General features: G+C 70.0%; 14 protein-coding genes and 2 tRNA genes. 2 read left to right on the plus strand and 14 right to left on the minus strand.

Annotated elements, in window-relative coordinates:
• Positions 1–87: 87 nt before the first annotated feature.
• Entirely contained in the window at positions 88–735 is a 648-nt protein-coding gene (locus NHG27_RS10970) for an aminodeoxychorismate/anthranilate synthase component II (RefSeq protein WP_497016324.1), read from the minus strand.
• 205 nt (positions 736–940) lie between these two features.
• Entirely contained in the window at positions 941–1,774 is an 834-nt protein-coding gene (locus NHG27_RS10975; protein ID WP_321575342.1) for a DUF881 domain-containing protein, read from the minus strand.
• A gap of 172 nt (positions 1,775–1,946) precedes the next feature.
• On the opposite strand from NHG27_RS10975, the gene NHG27_RS10980 reads away from it, so the two are divergent.
• Positions 1,947–2,201, plus strand: coding sequence for a cell division protein CrgA (locus NHG27_RS10980; RefSeq protein WP_193719491.1), 255 nt, complete (start codon positions 1,947–1,949; stop codon positions 2,199–2,201).
• Between the two features lie 149 nt (positions 2,202–2,350).
• On the opposite strand, the gene NHG27_RS10985 is transcribed toward NHG27_RS10980, so the two are convergent.
• A complete protein-coding gene (locus tag NHG27_RS10985) occupies positions 2,351–3,091 on the minus strand; it encodes a rhomboid family intramembrane serine protease (protein WP_497016325.1) in 741 nt (246 codons plus the stop codon).
• 140 nt (positions 3,092–3,231) lie between these two features.
• Complete coding sequence (locus NHG27_RS10990) at positions 3,232–3,771, minus strand: peptidylprolyl isomerase (RefSeq protein ID WP_193719490.1); 540 nt, start codon at positions 3,769–3,771, stop codon at positions 3,232–3,234.
• A gap of 184 nt (positions 3,772–3,955) precedes the next feature.
• Here NHG27_RS10990 and NHG27_RS10995 point away from each other — a divergent pair, with 184 nt between their 5' ends.
• The gene (locus NHG27_RS10995; protein ID WP_497016326.1) at positions 3,956–4,909 is read left to right on the plus strand and encodes a hypothetical protein; all 954 of its coding nucleotides are present in this window, start codon (positions 3,956–3,958) and stop codon (positions 4,907–4,909) included.
• Positions 4,910–5,114: 205 nt separating this feature from the next.
• Here NHG27_RS10995 and NHG27_RS11000 read toward each other — a convergent pair.
• The 10 genes from NHG27_RS11000 to dnaN form a co-directional block, all read right to left on the minus strand.
• Positions 5,115–5,187, minus strand: a tRNA-Ala gene (locus tag NHG27_RS11000).
• 30 nt (positions 5,188–5,217) lie between these two features.
• On the minus strand, positions 5,218–5,337 hold the full coding sequence (locus NHG27_RS11005; RefSeq protein WP_227748331.1) for a DLW-39 family protein: 120 nt from the start codon (positions 5,335–5,337) through the stop codon (positions 5,218–5,220).
• A 30-nt stretch (positions 5,338–5,367) separates the two neighbouring features.
• Positions 5,368–5,441: transfer RNA gene (locus tag NHG27_RS11010), tRNA-Ile, on the minus strand.
• Between the two features lie 128 nt (positions 5,442–5,569).
• Positions 5,570–6,523, minus strand: coding sequence for a DUF3566 domain-containing protein (locus tag NHG27_RS11015; protein WP_497016327.1), 954 nt, complete (start codon positions 6,521–6,523; stop codon positions 5,570–5,572).
• Positions 6,520–9,204 (minus strand): DNA gyrase subunit A, encoded by a 2,685-nt coding sequence (gene gyrA / locus NHG27_RS11020; protein WP_193719488.1) that lies wholly within the window; start codon positions 9,202–9,204, stop codon positions 6,520–6,522. Before gyrA ends, NHG27_RS11015 begins: the two co-directional genes overlap by 4 nt.
• A gap of 228 nt (positions 9,205–9,432) precedes the next feature.
• A complete protein-coding gene (gyrB, locus tag NHG27_RS11025; RefSeq protein WP_193719527.1) occupies positions 9,433–11,502 on the minus strand; it encodes a DNA topoisomerase (ATP-hydrolyzing) subunit B in 2,070 nt (689 codons plus the stop codon).
• A 318-nt stretch (positions 11,503–11,820) separates the two neighbouring features.
• Positions 11,821–12,411: a DciA family protein gene (locus NHG27_RS11030; RefSeq protein WP_497016328.1), complete on the minus strand. Its 591-nt coding sequence runs from the start codon at positions 12,409–12,411 to the stop codon at positions 11,821–11,823.
• Positions 12,404–13,618: a DNA replication/repair protein RecF gene (gene recF, locus NHG27_RS11035; RefSeq protein ID WP_193719487.1), complete on the minus strand. Its 1,215-nt coding sequence runs from the start codon at positions 13,616–13,618 to the stop codon at positions 12,404–12,406. The genes NHG27_RS11030 and recF overlap by 8 nt, the downstream gene beginning before the upstream one ends.
• Before the next feature lie 175 nt (positions 13,619–13,793).
• The gene (gnd, locus tag NHG27_RS11040; protein WP_497016368.1) at positions 13,794–14,687 is read right to left on the minus strand and encodes a phosphogluconate dehydrogenase (NAD(+)-dependent, decarboxylating); all 894 of its coding nucleotides are present in this window, start codon (positions 14,685–14,687) and stop codon (positions 13,794–13,796) included.
• Between the two features lie 43 nt (positions 14,688–14,730).
• A complete protein-coding gene (dnaN, locus tag NHG27_RS11045) occupies positions 14,731–15,861 on the minus strand; it encodes a DNA polymerase III subunit beta (protein ID WP_193719486.1) in 1,131 nt (376 codons plus the stop codon).
• Between the last annotated feature and the right edge of the window lie 561 nt (positions 15,862–16,422).

Genomic DNA, 16,422 nt, shown 5'->3' on the forward strand with positions numbered 1-16,422 from the left:
GGGCCCGGCCCCGAGAGGTGCCGGGCCCTCACCCGTCCCGGGGATCGAGCACCGTGCGCGGCCTCACCGGGGACGCGCCTGGTCGCCTCAGCGGCGCACGAGCGGCGCGAGCCCCTCCGAGCGTTCGACGGCGTCGGTCGCCCCGCAGGCCTGGAGCCAGTTCGCCAGGAGACGGTGCCCGCCCTCGGTCAGCACGGACTCGGGGTGGAACTGCACGCCGTGCAGCGGCAGGTCCCTGTGCTGGAGCGCCATGACGACCCCGCTCTCGGTCGTCGCCGTGACGACCAGCTCCGCCGGGACCGTCTCGGGAACGACCGCGAGCGAGTGGTAGCGCGTCGCCGTGAAGGGGGAGGGGAGCCCGGCCAGGACGCCGACGTCCTGGTGCTCGACCAGGCTCGTCTTGCCGTGCATGAGCTCGGGAGCGTGCGTGACCGTCGCGCCGTACACCTCGGCGAGTGCCTGGTGTCCCAGGCAGACGCCGAGCAGCGGGGTCCTCGACTCCGCACAGGCGCGGATGACCTCCTCGCTCTGCCCGGCCTCCGCGGGAGTGCCAGGGCCTGGAGAGACGAGGACGCCGTCGAACGCGCCGTCGTCGTCCCGGAACAGACCGTCTGCGCCGACCGCAGGGACGGCGTCGTTGCGCACCACGACCGTCCGGGCACCCAGCTGGTTCAGGTACCCCACGATCGTGTAGACGAACGAGTCGTAGTTGTCCACGACGAGGATGCGGACCATCCCTTACCCACCTGTTCCTTCGACTGTCGTTCCGTTGTGGAGGGGTGCGCCCTGCGAGGAGGAGGCACCCGGGGAGCACGGTCAGCAGCGGGTCCCGGAGAGGTCCGGCCCGGGCACGTCCGCGCCGCAGTGCTCAGTACATCATCGTCGCCGGCGCACCGAGCCGGTCACCGCGTCCACCACGGGACGGCACAGGACCAGAGCGTCACGCATCGTCCTTCGCACCGGGAACGCGTGCGTACTGCAGGTCCGTCGTGCCCTCGAACGCCGGGACGGTCAAGGAGGAGGACCTCTCGACCTTCCACCCCAGGCCGAACGCGTCGACGTAGTCCTTGTAGAGGTCGATCGCCGGCGACCGGTCGAGCGACGCCTGGAGCGCGTCGGTGTTCCCGATCGCCGAGACGGTGTACGGCGGCGAGAAGACACGACCGTGCAGGTTGAGCACGTTGCCGACGCAGCGGAAGGCGGTGGTCGGGGTGACGCGCTGCCCCTGGAGGGTCATGGCCTCGGCCCCGCCGGCCCAGAGCGCGTTGATGACGTCCTGGAGGTCCTGCTGGTGGACCACGAGCTGGTCCACCGTCGCACCGCGACCCAGCTGGGTCGGCGGCGCGTCGTCGAGCGTGACGCTGAGGCCCGGACCCGTGAGCGGCATCGAGCCGGCCACGATCCCCGTGTTGACGACGTCCTCCGGAGCGGCGACCTCGGTGGGGGCCAGCTCCTCGGCGAGACCGGTCACCTCGACCTCGAGCTGGACCACCTTCTCCGTCATGCTCTTGACGCGGCGCTCCTCGCTCTGCACGAGCTCCGTGAGGTTCTGCGGGTGCCGCCCGTCCTGGTTGCGTGCCAGGCGCGCGCTCGCGGTGAACATCAGCCCCGAGAGCGCGAGGACCAGGAGGACGGTGACGCCGGACCGGACACGTCGACCACGCGAGAGGATCCCTCCTGCCGCGGCCGGCGCGCCGTCACCGGGCGTCTCACGGCCGTCGACGCCCTCTGGCCCGCTGCGGGTCATGTCGACGTTCCCCTCGTCCTGGCTCACTGGCTCACCTCCGCCTCACCGTGCACACGGCTATTCTGTCCGCCCACTACGCTAGACGTCGAATGGCGTTGCCGTTCACGACGTCGCGCGCAGTCGCTTCGTCCCACCCGACACAGCTCCTGCACACCACCCGTGCCAGGAACGCGCAAACCGAGGACAGGAGCCAGCTCTCGTGCCCGAGTCGAAGTCCCGCAAGAAGCCCGTCAAGGTGAAGCCCCCGCAGGTGAAGAAGCCTGAGACCGGCAACCCCCGCTGGCTGGTACCGACGATGCTGACCCTGATGCTGGTGGGTCTGGCGTGGATCGTCCTCTACTACCTCACCAGCAACGGTCTGGGCCTGCCGATCCCGGCGATCCGGCAGTGGAACCTGGCGATCGGCTTCTCGTTCATCATCGCCGGGTTCGTCCTGACGACCCGCTGGAAGTAGCCCGACCGGGCGAGGGCCCGGTGTCCTCGCCCAGTCGGTCTCGGCGGCCCGCCGTCCACAGATCCACTCACCCTGTGGATAACTACACGGGTGTAGTTCCACAGGTGTGAGTAACTCTGTGGATAACTATTCGAGGTCGAGTAATCGGCTCAGGACAGCATGAAGGCCGGGGCCGACGCGTACTTGAGCACCGTGAGCACGAGCAGGACGGCCGCGACCAGCACCGTGATGCCCACGCTCCACAGCCTGCGGCGTTCCTTCGGGGCATATGCGTAGCCGGCCCCGAGCACGAGTCCCACGACGAGCCCGCCCAGGTGCGCCTGCCACGCGATGTTGTCGATCATGAAGCCGATCGCGAAGTTGATCCCGATCAGCACCAGGATCTGGGCGGCGTTGCGGCCCAGTCGGCGCAGGACGACGAGGATCGCCCCGAAGAGCCCGAACACGGCGCCCGACGCACCGACCACCGGTGTGAACCACCCGCCGTCGATCGTGGGCTGCGCCAGCAGCACGACGCCGACCGACCCGCCGACGGCCGCGAGCACGTACAGCGCGATGAAGCGCGCCCTCCCGAGCATCTGCTCCAGGAAGGGCCCGGTGATCCACAACGCGTACATGTTGAACAGGATGTGGAAGACGCTCGAGGAGTGCAGGAACGCCGCGGTCAGGAAGCGGTAGGGCTGCACGTCGCCGATGAACGGTGCGAACGCCAGCAGCTGGGTCCACTCGCCCCCCGTGAACCGCTGGAGCAGCCAGCTCACGACGCACAGGGCGATGATCGTCAGCGTGACGACCGGGCGCCCCGTCCGGACGGTCCCGCCGAGGGCCGTCTTCGTCTGCGGTGCGGACCTCGCCTGCTCGCGCACGCAGTCGACGCACTGGATGCCCACCGCGGCCGGACGCTGGCACTCGGGGCAGGCCGGACGGCCGCAGCGCTGGCAGCGGACGTAGGAGACGCGGTCGGGGTGTCGGGGACACACCGGGGCCGGCTGCGCCGGCCCCGGTGTCCCGAAGGCGGGGACGGAGATGGTCAGTCCTCGATGGTGACCGAGGTGATGACGATGTCCTCGACCGGGCGGTCGCCCGGGCGGGTGCGGGTCGCGTTGATCGCGTCCACGACCGCGCGGGACTCGTCGTCCGCGACCTCGCCGAAGATCGTGTGCTTGCCGTTGAGCCACGGCGTGGGGATCGTCGAGATGAAGAACTGGGACCCGTTGGTGCCCTCGACCTCGCCCGAGACCGGGTTGCGACGCGAACCCGCGTTGGCCATGGCCAGCAGGTACGGGCGGTCGAACTGCAGCTCGGGGTGGATCTCGTCGTTGAACGTGTAGCCAGGACCACCCGTACCGGTGCCCAGCGGGCAGCCGCCCTGGATCATGAAGTCCTGGATCACGCGGTGGAAGATGAGGCCGTCGTAGAACGGAGCGTTGCTCTCGGCGCCCGTGCGCGGGTCCGTCCAGGTCGTGGTGCCCTTCGCCAGTCCGGTGAAGTTCGCCACCGTCTTGGGCGCGTGGTTCGGCAGGAGCTCGATACGGATGTCACCAGCAGTGGTGTGGAGGGTTGCGAACATGGCTTCATTCTCACATGACGTGCTGTGGCGTCGGCGAGTCGCCCGTTCTCGCGCCGAACCCACCGGCGCGCTTGCCTCGCGGGTCCCCAGGCGCGGTGGCAGAGTGGAGTCCCAGCGACCCTGACCAGCACTGCGAACACCAGGAGGCTCCATGTCCGACCGCACCCGCCGTTCCGCTCGAGCCGTGAACGACACTCTCTCGTCGATCGACTCCGAGAAGATCAAGGATCAGGCCGCAGAGCTCGCCGCGCTCGTCGGCGAGGCGGGCACCAAGGCACAGAGCTCGGCGGCCCACCTCGCAGGGCAGACCAAGGACTGGGGACAGCCCAAGGTCGAGGCCTTCGTCGAGTGGGTCACGCCCCGCCTGGAGAAGGCGTGGCAGGACAGCCTGCAGGCCGCGGCTCCCCGGGTCGAGAAGGCCGCCGAGAAGGCCGGTCCGGCGATCGACACGGCTCACGACAAGCTCGTGGACGAGGTCCTGCCCAAGATCGTCGCGAGCTTCAACGCTGCTGCGGCTGCCGCCGCGGACTCCGCGTCCCGCAACGTGGAGGCCGCTGCCGCCGCCACGGCCGCGTCCGCGGTCGCCGCCGGCACTGCCTCCAAGAAGGCCGCGAGGAAGACCGCCAAGAAGGCGGCGAAGGCTGCCAAGCGCGGCATCGACTCCTCGGCCGCCTCCGCGAAGAAGGCAGCCAAGGCCGCCCCCGCACGGCTCACCGCCGCTGCGGACAAGGCCGACCCGCAGAAGAAGAGCAAGGCGCTGTGGTGGGTAGTGGGCGGCGTCACGGCCGCTGGCGGTGCCTACGTCCTGTGGCGTCGCGCGCAGCCCACGACCGACCCCTGGGCCGAGCCCTGGGACCAGGTCCCCGCCTCGACCTTCGAGGACGCCCGTGCGGCCGTCAACAACGCCGCCGAGGCGGTGGGCGAGGCTGCGGGCGTCGCTGTCGCCAAGGGCCGCGAGACGACCGGCAAGGTGCAGGAGGCCGTCACGGACGCCGGTGAGAAGATCACGGGCAAGGCCAAGGACGCCGTGAGCGAGGCCAAGGAGGCCACGCGCAAGGCGACGAGCCGCGCCAAGGACGCTGCGCCGTCGGGCAGCGAGGGCGACGCGGCCGGCGACGACACGAAGCCGACCGTCTGACGCACGCACTGCGCACCAGCGCCCGCAGCACGAAGGCCCTGACCCGATCACCTCGGGTCGGGGCCTTCGTCGTCGAGGGGGCGCCACGGAGCCCGTCGGGCGGGTGCCGGTGCACCGCCACGGCCTGGCGGCGAGACGTCCTGCTGCGGGCACGCGAAAGGCCGCCGTCCGGGTGCTGTACCCGGCCGACGGCCTGTTCGTGCTGTGGAGCCAGGGGGACTCGAACCCCCAACCCCCTGCTTGCAAAGCAGGTGCGCTACCAATTGCGCCATGGCCCCAGATCGTGCGGAACTACCTCACAGAGGCCGTCACTCGAAGGTGTCGGTGACCTCTGCCCAGAGATCGCGCTCGTTGTTGTCCTCGGACACCTTGCGCCAGATCAAGAATCCGGCGCCGGCAACGAGCAGCAGTGCGAAGAACTTCTTCATGACGTTCCCCCTCGGGTGGGTTTCCTGCAGTGGGCCTAAGAGGACTTGAACCTCTGACCTCTTCCTTATCAGGGAAGCGCTCTAACCGTCTGAGCTATAGGCCCTTGCTGTGCTGCGGCAGCGCTTGAGACTACCGCACTTCTCGGGGTGCGCCCAAACCGGGACATCGTCCGACGTGCTCCGACGCCCTGTCAGGGCCTCCGGACGACGTCCCGGTATGGTGCGTTATGTCCTAGTCGTCCGTCAGGGTCAGGTGGATTCCGCCCACCATCGCCGCGACGATGTTGTAGATGAACGCCATGATCGTGGACAGCGCTGTGATGAGCACCATGTTCACGATCGCGATCAAGGTCGACAGCGCGACCACGCGGTTGAACTCCACGAGCTGCAGGACGTCGACCTTCGACTCCTCGCCGACGATGCTGCGGATCAGCGCATCGGTCTCGGTGAAGACGCCCATGCCGTCCAGGACCGTCCACAGGACCGCCGTCGCGACGACCGTCATGATCCCGATCGCCACGGCCAGCAGGAACGACAGCTTCATGACCGACCAGGGGTCGACGCGCGAGATCGCGAGCCGCACCCGGCGAGGGCCGTCAGCGGGGCGCGCCGCGGGCGTCGCACCGGTCCCGGGCTGCGCCTCGCCGGTCGCCGGCGTGCTGCCCGTGACGGGGCTCGCCGATCCGCTGAACCCTGCCGCGGTGTAGTGCATCGCAGGCACTTCCCGGGTCTCGCCCACGGAAGGCTTCCCCGTGCTGGTCGAGTTGGTCGTCACTCGTGGCACCGTCCGGTCGTCGATCTCGTCGGAGGACTTCTCGCTCTGCTTGGTCGGCGTGGGCGCCGGGGCGGGCTCCGCCAGCTTCTTGGCAGCAGCCTTGGCGGTCGCCATGGCGGCCGCAGCCGCCTTGAGCGCGCCGGACCGTGCGGTCGAGCCGGCCGAGGGCGGCGGCGGCACGGGCTCGCCGCTCGCCACCGTCCCGCCCGACGGCGCAGCGCCGGTCGTCGGAGGTGGCGGCGGCACCGGGGCGCTCGCCCCGGGCTGCGCACCGTTGGTCGTCCCGCCCCCTGCGGTCCGTGCGGTGCCGTTGCTCGCCGGTGGGCGGGTGGCGGTGCTCGTCACCTCGTCAGGACGTGGCGGCACCACCTTCGGCACGATCGTCGGCGGGGACTTCTTCTCGCTGCTCATCTACCATCCTCGGTGGCTCCGGGGGCCGCTTCCGACGAAGCCTCCTGCCCGGTCGTGCTGGCGGGAGAGGCGACCTCGGACTGCCCCTGCTCGGACGCGTCCTCGTCCACGGTATCCCGATCCTCTCCCAGCCGACGTTCGACATTACGGGCAACGGCGATGATCTTGTCGTTCTTGTCCGGCTTGGCGAAGATGACGCCCTGCGACGTGCGGCCCGTGGGCTTGACCTCGTCGACCGACGAACGGACGATCTTGCCCCGCTCCATGATCACGAGGACCTCGTCGTCGTCGTCCACCACGAGGGCGCCGACCAGGTCACCGTTGCGCTCGGGCAGGTTCGCCACCTTGATGCCGAACCCTGCGCGGCCCTGGACCCGGTAGTTGTCCTCGGTGAGCTGGGTCCGCTTCGCGATCCCGCCCTCCGTGACCGTGAACAGGTACGCATCGTCACGGACGACGTCCATGGCCAGCAGGTCGTCCTCGTCGCGGAACTTCATGCCCGTGACACCCGAGGTCGAGCGCCCCAGCGGACGCATCGCCTCGTCGTCGGCCGTGAAGCGGATCGACTGGCCCTTGCGCGAGACCAGGATCAGGTCGTCCGTCGCGTCCACGAGACGGGCCGAGACCAGCTCGTCGGTGTTGCCCTCCTCGTCCTCGCGCAGGTTGATCGCGATGAGACCGCCCGAACGGGGCGAGTTGTACTCCGACAGGCGCGTCTTCTTCACGAGGCCACGACGCGTCGCGAGCACCAGGTACTCGGCCGCGTCGTAGTCGCGCATGTCCAGGACCTGCGCGATCTTCTCGCCCGGCTGGAACGCCAACAGGTTCGCGACGTGCTGCCCCTTGGCGTCCCGGCCGCCCTCGGGCAGCTCGTACGCCTTGGCCCGGTACACCCGGCCGAGGTTCGTGAAGAACAGGAGCCAGTGGTGCGTCGTCGTCACGAAGAAGTGGTCGACGATGTCGTCCTCGCGCAGCTGCGCACCCCGCACGCCCTTGCCGCCACGCTTCTGCTGGCGGTAGTTGTCGCTGCGCGTGCGCTTGGCGTAGCCGCCGCGCGTGATCGTGACGACGACCTCCTCCTCGGCGATGAGGTCCTCCATCGAGACCTCGCCGTCGTACGGCAGGATCGTGGTCCGGCGCTCGTCGCCGTACCGCGCGACGATCTCCTCGAGCTCCTCGCCCACGATCTGACGCTGGCGCTCGGGCCGGGCCAGGATGTCGTTGAGGTCCTTGATCGCTGCCTCGAGCTCGGCGTACTCGTCGATGAGCTTCTGCCGCTCCATGGCCGCGAGTGCCCGCAGCTGGAGCGTCAGGATCGCGCGTGCCTGGACCTCGTCGACCTCGAGGAGGGCCATGAGCCCCTCGCGCGCGTCCTCGACCGTGGCCGACCCGCGGATGAGCGCGATGACCGCGTCGAGGGCGTCGAGCGCCTTGAGGTAGCCACGGACGATGTGGGCCCGCTCCTCCTTGGCACGCAGGTCGAACCGGGCGCGGCGCATGACCACGTCCATCTGGTGCGTCGTCCAGTGCCGGACGAACGCGTCGATGCTCAGCGTGCGCGGCACCCCGTCGACCAGGGCGAGCATGTTCGCGCCGAAGTTCTCCTGGAGCGACGTGTGCTTGTACAGGTTGTTCAGGACGACCTTGGCGACCGCGTCGCGCTTGAGCACGACGACCAGGCGCTGGCCCGTACGACCCGAGGTCTCGTCACGGATGTCCGCGATGCCCTGGACCTTGCCGTCCTTGACCAGGTCCGCGATGCGCAGCGCCAGGTTGTCCGGGTTGACCTGGTAGGGCAGCTCGGTGATGACGAGGCAGATCCGGTTCTGGATCTCCTCGACGTTGACGACCGCGCGCATCGTGATCGAGCCGCGGCCCGTGCGGTACGCCTCCTCGATGCCCTTGTGGCCCAGGATCGTGGCGCCCGTCGGGAAGTCCGGGCCCTTGATCTTGGTCAGCAGGACCTCGAGCAGCTCCTCCTTGGAGGCCTCGGGGTGCTCCAGGTGCCACTTCACGCCGTCCGCGACCTCACGGAGGTTGTGCGGCGGGATGTTCGTGGCCATCCCGACGGCGATCCCGGCCGAGCCGTTGACCAGCAGGTTCGGGAAGCGCGAGGGCAGGACGACGGGCTCCTGCGTCCGGCCGTCGTAGTTGTCCTGGAAGTCGACCGTCTCCTTGTCGATGTCCCGGACCATCTCGGTGGCCAGCGGCGCCATGCGGCACTCGGTGTATCGCGGCGCTGCCGCGGGGTCGTTGCCCGGGGAGCCGAAGTTCCCCTGCCCGGCGGCCAGCGGGTAGCGCAGCGACCAGTCCTGGACCAGGCGCACCAGGGCGTCGTAGATCGAGGTGTCGCCGTGCGGGTGGAACTTGCCCATGACGTCGCCGACGACACGGCTGCACTTGGAGAACGCACGGTCGGGGCGGTAGCCGCCGTCGTGCATCGCGTACAGGACGCGACGGTGCACGGGCTTGAGCCCGTCACGCACGTCCGGCAGCGCACGGCCCACGATGACGCTCATCGCGTAGTCGAGGTACGAGCGCTGCATCTCGAGCTGCAGGTCCACCTGCGCGATCCGGCCGTGGTGCACGGCGACCGTGCCGTCGGCCCCCAGCGCCGCCTCGGTCCCGTCCCCGGGGAGGGTTCCCTGGTTCTCGTCCTGCTCGGGAGTCTCGTCCGTCACCGTCGTCTACCTCGTCCTGTCGTGGTCCTGCTGAGTGGTGAAGCTGAGTCGTCGTGGCACGGAGCCTGTGCCCGGGCCGCGGGTCCCGCCCTCTCGGACGGTCCGCCGGCGCGGGTGGCTGTGCCGGGTCCGGGCCCGGGTCGAGACCCCGGCCCGGGGTCGGGCCGGGCGCCGCGAGCGGCCGGGTCGAGGACCCGACCGCTCCGTGGCACCGACCACGACCGCACGCTAGATGTCCAGGAACCTCACGTCCTTGGCGTTGCGCTGGATGAAGTTGCGTCGCGACTCCACGTCCTCGCCCATGAGGATCGAGAAGATCTCGTCCGCGGCAGCGGCGTCGTCGAGCGTGACCTGGTTGAGCGTGCGGTGCTCGGGGTCCATGGTCGTGTCCCACAGCTCCGAGTAGTCCATCTCGCCCAGACCCTTGTAGCGCTGGATCCCGTTCTCCTTGGGGATGCGCTTGCCCGCGGCCTGCCCCTCGAGCAGGAACGCGTCGCGCTCCCGGTCCGAGTACACGTAGTCGTGCGGCGCGTTGGACCACTTGAGGCGGTACAGCGGCGGCTGCGCGAGGTACACGTGACCGTGCTCGATGAGCGGGCGCATGTAGCGGAAGAGGAGCGTCAGCAGCAGCGTGCAGATGTGCTGCCCGTCGACGTCGGCGTCCGCCATCAGGACGATCTTGTGGTACCTCAGCTTGGCGATGTCGAAGTCCTCGCCGATGCCCGTACCGAACGCCGTGATGAGGGCCTGGACCTCGTTGTTGCCCAGCGCACGGTCGAGGCGCGCGCGCTCGACGTTGAGGATCTTCCCTCGCAGCGGGAGGATCGCCTGGTTGTGCGGGTTGCGCCCACGGACCGCCGAGCCGCCTGCCGAGTCGCCCTCGACGATGAAGACCTCGCACTCCTCCGGACGGTTCGACTGGCAGTCCTTGAGCTTGCCCGGCATGCCGCCGGACTCGAGGAGCCCCTTGCGCCGCGTCGCCTCGCGGGCCTTGCGGGCGGCCAGGCGGGCCTGCGAGGCCTGGATCGCCTTGCGGATGATGTCGCGGGCCTCGGTCGGGTGCGAGTCGAACCAGTCGGTGAGCTGCGAGCGCACGACGCGCTGGACGAACGACTTGGCCTCGGTGTTGCCCAGCTTGGTCTTGGTCTGCCCCTCGAACTGGGGCTCGCCGAGCTTGATCGACAGGACGGCCGTGAGGCCCTCACGGATGTCGTCGCCCGTGAGGTTGTCGTCCTTCTCCTTGATGATGGACTTGGCCCGCGCGTACTCGTTGACCAGGGACGTCATGGCCGCACGGAAGCCCTCCTCGTGCGTGCCGCCCTCGGTCGTCGAGATGGTGTTCGCGAACGTGTGCACGGACTCGGAGTAGGCGCTGGTCCACTGGAGCGCGATCTCCACGGAGATGCGCCGCTCCTTGTCCTCGGACTCGAAGTCGATGATCTGGTCGTGGATCAGCTCGACCTTCTTGGCCGAGTTGAGGTGCCGGACGTAGTCCACGAGACCGTCGTCGTACTTGTACGAGACCACGCGGGGCTTGAACTCCTCGTCGCCCTCGGGTGCGGCCACGAGGTCCTCCGACGGGTCGGCGACCTGGCCCGTGACCTCGTCGTCGGTGTCGAGGAACTGGCGGCGCTCGTCCGTGAGCGTGATGCGCAGCCCCTTGTTGAGGAACGCGTACTGCTGGAAGCGCGAGCGCAGCGTCTCGAAGTCGAACTCGGTCGTCTCGAAGATCTCCGGGTCCGGCCAGAACGTCTGCGTCGTGCCGGTCTCCGTGGTCGCCTCGCCCTGGACGAGCGGTCCGTCGGTCTTGCCGCCGTCCTTGAAGTTCTGGCTCCACACGTGGCCGTCGCGCCGGATGACGGTCTCCACCTTGCGCGAGAGCGCGTTGACGACCGAGATGCCCACGCCGTGCAGGCCGCCCGAGACCGCGTACCCGCCGCCCCCGAACTTCCCGCCGGCGTGGAGGATCGTCATGACGACCTCGACCGTGGGCTTGCCCTCGGTCGGGTGCATCGCGACAGGGATACCGCGGCCGTTGTCCGAGACCCGTACACCTCCGTCGGCCAGAAGTGTCACGTCGATCGTGTCGGCGTACCCCGCGAGGGCTTCGTCCACAGAGTTGTCCACAACCTCGTACACGAGGTGGTGGAGCCCGCGCTCACCGGTCGAGCCGATGTACATGCCGGGCCGCTTGCGCACGGCCTCGAGCCCCTCGAGGACGGTGATGTTGCTCGCGTCGTACGTGCCACCCGAGGGATCCCGGTCCAGGCCCGGACCTCCACCGCTCTCCGGGGGCAGGCTCGAAGGGACGTTGTCTGTGTGCTCTGCCACGGGCGGAAGCGCTCCTCGTCATCATGCACGCGACAGGTTCACCCGCTGGGGAGGATCGCTGCACGGCTCATCGGTTCCGGCTCGCACGGTGCACCGGTTCGGTGCTCGCGGAGGTACCCGGAATGACCTCTCCATTCTACCCGGGAGGTGGCCGAAACAGCGGATCAGGGGCCCTTCCCGGCAAGTTCTCCACAAGGTTCTCCACAGGGTGGTGAATCTGTCCGCCGCCGAGGCGGAACCAGCGGGTCCGCCTGTGGACAAACTCGGGCGAACCGGGCACCGGGATCAGCCGTACGTGTCGCGCGGTCCACGTCCCCGGACCGACTTCGGGCCACGCCGGAAGCTGGGCCCCGTCGGCCCCAGGACCGTGACGGTCTCGACGACGCCCTCGCCGACCTCCTGGGCCAGGCGCTCGAGCAGCCGGGGCGTCAGCAGACGCACCTGGGTGGCCCACGCGGTCGAGTCCGCCCGCACGACGAGCACCTTGTCCTCGAACGTCTCCGGCTCGCAGTGGTCCGCGACCTGGTCGCCGACCACCTCGCGCCACCGCCCGATCACCCCGCCGACCGACACGTCCTGGACCCATCCGCGCTCGTGCAGCAGCCGCTGGACGACCGCACCGAACGTCTGCGGGTCGCGTCCCCCCGGCCGGGCGCCGCTCGACGGGGGAGGGTCCGCCAGGACCCGCCGCGAGGGCTGTCCCGGACGGATGCCCTTCGCCCGCGCCGCGGCGCGTGCCCGGTTGAGCGCCTCGCGCGCGACCTGCGCCGGGGGCGTCAGGTCCACGACCTCCCCGACGGGCAGCCCCGCAGGACGCGTCGGTTCGTCGTCCTCACGGGCCGCGTCGCCCTCCTCCGGCCGCTCGACGTCACGCACGACGGGTCACCGTGCCGTCGAGCACGTCGAGCCGCAGACCCGAGAGCTGCTCTGGCACGTCCTCCGGGACGGCCGCCGTGATGATGACCTGGTGGGCGCCCGCGACCAGGTCCGCGAGCCGGTTGCGGCGGCGCACGTCGAGCTCCGCGAACACGTCGTCGAGCAGGAGGACGGGTTCGCCGTCGGGCCCCCAGTCCGGCGACCACAGGAGCGAGCCGGCCGCCTCCGGTGCGCCGTCCGTGAGGAGCCGGTACGACGCGAGGCGCAGCGCGAGCGCGAACGACCACGACTCCCCGTGGCTCGCGTACCCCTTGGCGGGCAGGCCGCCGAGGGTCAGCACGAGGTCGTCCCGGTGCGGCCCCACGAGGCACACCCCGCGCTCGATCTCCTTCTTCCGCACCGCGGCCATGGCCTCGAGGAGCTGGGCCTCGAGGGCCTCGACGGTCCGTGGCCCGGCCTCCTGCCCGACGGCGTCGCTCCCGTCCTCCAGCGCGGCCGCCACCGAGGACCGGTAGGCGATGTGCGCCTCGCCCTGCCCCGAGCTGACCTGCTCGTACGCCGCGGCCGTGTACGGCTGGAGCGCCGCCACCAGCTCGAGCCGCAGCGCGACGATCTCCGCGCCCGTGGCTGCGAGCTTGGCGTCCCACACGTCGAGCGTCCGCAGGTCCGGCGTCGACGAGCGCGAGGCACGCATCGCCCCGCCCGCGGACTTGAGCAGCGCGCTGCGCTGGCGCAGGACCCGGTCGTAGTCGCTCAGGACCCCCGCGAAGCGGGGGACCAGGAGCACCGCGAGCTGGTCGAGGAAGCGCCGACGACCGTCCGGGTCCCCCTTGACCAGGGCGAGGTCCTCCGGCGCGAACAGCACCGTCCGGGCGATGCCGAGCACGTCACGCGGCTTGCCCGCGGGCGCCCGGTTGATCCGTGCCCGGTTCGCCTTGCCCGCGGCGATCTCGATCTCGACCGTGCTCGCGCGGTCGCCACGGACGATCCGTGCCCGGACCAGGGCCCGCGAGGCGCCCGCCCGGACGAGTGCTGCGTCCGACGGCACCCGGTGGCTCCCCAGGGTCGCCACGTAGCCGATCGCCTCGACGAGGTTCGTCTTGCCCTGCCCGTTGGGGCCCACGAAGGCGTTGACGCCCGGCTCGAGCTCGAGGTCGACGGACGGGTACGAGCGGAAGTCCACGAGCGAGAGGTGAGAGATGTACATCAGGTCCTACGGCGTCGGGTCGAGAGGTCGGTCGTCGCTCTGCGGTGCGACCGCCCACAGGGTGTGGACAGGGCGGGGGACGAGGCACCGGGCGACGTTCCCCACCAGTGTGCAGGCTCCGCGGTGCGACGGACGACCGGGCGCGCGACGCCGTCGGGCGCGGGACACGACGGCCTCAGGAGCCGCCCGCGGGCTTCACGGCGTGACCGCCGAACTGCTGGCGCAGCGCCGCCACGGCCTTCATCGCGGGCGACGCCCCCTGGCGCGACGCGAAGCGCGCGAAGAGGGCGGCCGAGATCACCGGGAGCGGGACCGCGCTGTCGATCGCCTCGTCCACGGTCCACCGGCCCTCGCCCGAGTCCTCGACCCAGTCGCTGATCTCGCCCAGCTCCGGGTCCTCCTCGAGGGCCTTGACCAGGAGCTCGAGCAGCCACGACCGGACGACCGTGCCCCGTGTCCAGGCCTTCAGGGTGCCCGGCACGTCCGTCACGATGTCCTTGGCCTCGAGCAGCTCGTAGCCCTCGGCGTAGGCCTGCATGAGGCCGTACTCGATGCCGTTGTGGACCATCTTCGCGTAGTGCCCCGCCCCCACCGCACCGGCGTGGACGAAGCCCTCGTCGCGCGGGCCCTCGGGGCGCAGCACGTCGAAGACCGGCATCGCGGCCTCCACGAGCGCCGCGTCACCGCCCACCATGAGGCCGTAGCCGTTCTCGAGGCCCCAGACGCCGCCCGAGACCCCGACGTCGAGGTAGCCGACTCCTCGCGGGGCGAGCTGTGCCGCGTGCGCCGCATCGTCCGAGAAGTGGGAATTGCCGCCCTCGATCACGACGTCGCCCTCCGACAGGAGGTCCCCCAGCTCGGTCACGACGCCGCGCGTGACGTCACCCGCCGGCACCATGACCCACACGAACCGCCGGCCCGCGGGCAGCGCCGCGACGAGCTCGGCGATCGAGGCGACGTCCGAGACCTCCGGGTTGCGGTCGAAGCCCGTGACCTCGATGCCGCCCGCGCGCAGACGGGTGCGCATGTTCGCGCCCATCTTGCCCAGACCGACCAGACCGATGTGCATGACCATGGCGTACCTCCGTGCCGTAGGGCTCGTCCCGCCGCTGCTAGCTCGCGAACCGGATGGGGACCAGCAGGTAGCGGTAGTGCGAGGAGTCCTCGCCGTCCAGCGACTCCTGGCCCGTGAACTCGACCGGCTTGTTGGGGTGCGTGAAGCTCAGGCGGACGAAGTCCGTCCCCAGGGCCCCCAGCCCGTCGAGCAGGAACTGCGGGTTGAAGGCGACCGAGATCTCCTCACCCACCAGGACCGCCTCGAGGGCCTCGGACGCCTGCGCGTCGTCGCCCTGGCCGGCGTCGAGCACGACCTGACCGTCCGTGAACGACAGGCGGATCGGGGTGTTGCGCTCCGCGACGAGCGAGACGCGCTTGGCCGCGTCGATCAGGGGTGCCGTCGCCATCACGGCGTGGATCGGGGTCTCGTCGGGGAAGAGGCGACGCACCGCGGGGTAGTCGCCGTCGACGAGCTGCGACGTCGTGTGGCGCCCGCCCGCCTCGAAACCGATGAGGTCCACGCCGGAGCCGGCCGTGAGGCCCACGTTGACCAGACCCGAGCTGCCGAGGGACTTCGCGACGTCGTTGAGCGTGCGGGCACGTACCAGGGCGACCGCGTTGAAGTCGGGGGACGACGGGGTCCACGTGAGCTCGCGCAGCGCGAGACGGTAGCGGTCCGTCGCGAGCAGCGTGATGCGCTCGCCGTCGATCTCCATGCGCACGCCCGTCAGGAGCGGCAGCGTGTCGTCACGGCTCGCCGCGACCGTCACCTGGGCGACCGCGTGCGTCAGCTCGTCGCCCGAGACCGTCCCGGAAAGCTCCGGCATGGCGGGCAGCGCGGGGTAGTCCTCCACGGGCATCGTGAGCAGCGTGAAGCGGCTCGCACCGCACGTCACGATCACCTTGTTGCCCTCGACCGCGAAGTCCACCGGCTTGGCCGGCAGGGCGCGCGAGATCTCGGCGAGGAGCCGGCCCGACACGAGGACGGTGCCCGGCTCGACGACCTCGGCCGGGATCTCGGACCGTGCGGAGACCTCGTAGTCGAAGCTCGACAGCCCGATCGTGCCGATCGCGTCGGCCTCGATCCGCACCCCTGCGAGGACGGGCGCCGGCGGCCGTGTCGGCAACGTACGGGCCGTCCAGGTCACTGCGTCGGCCAGGACATCACGCTCAACCCGGAACTTCATCCCACACCCTCTCGTCCATGGATCGATCTTCACATGTCAGGCACCCGACCGCGCGGTACACAGGGGTGAGTTCGCTCGTGCATGAAGACCGCACGTCGCGGTTCGTCGCGTCGACCTCCTCACCGTCGGGGAGGACGAGACCTGTTCGGGTCGTCGTGCCCGCATGAACCCTACGCGAGTCGTGGCCCTGCCCGGTACCTCTGGCACGCTCTGTGGATCTCGGGTGATCCTGGTCCTGCCCGGGCTCTCGGACGCACGTGCTGTGACTGCGGTCACACCTGCGACTTGAGGCAGCTCGAACGGCGCGGCACCAGATGAAGGCGTGTGGATTTTTCCTCTTAGAGATCATTCGTCGTAGTCATCGGTGTTGTGCAAAGTGTGGAAAACGGGTCTCTTCGCAGGTCAGAGGCATGTTCTGCGTGTGGACGAGCCGGGTACGAACCTGTGGGTAAATCGCAGGCACTGTTGACGGCGAGTTGTCCACAGATCGCCGTCCACCGACGGCACCTCCTCTGTCCACACGATGTGCCCCTTCATCCACAGTTATCCACAGGTAGGTGC

Source organism: Oerskovia sp. 140933 (assembly GCF_059651515.1).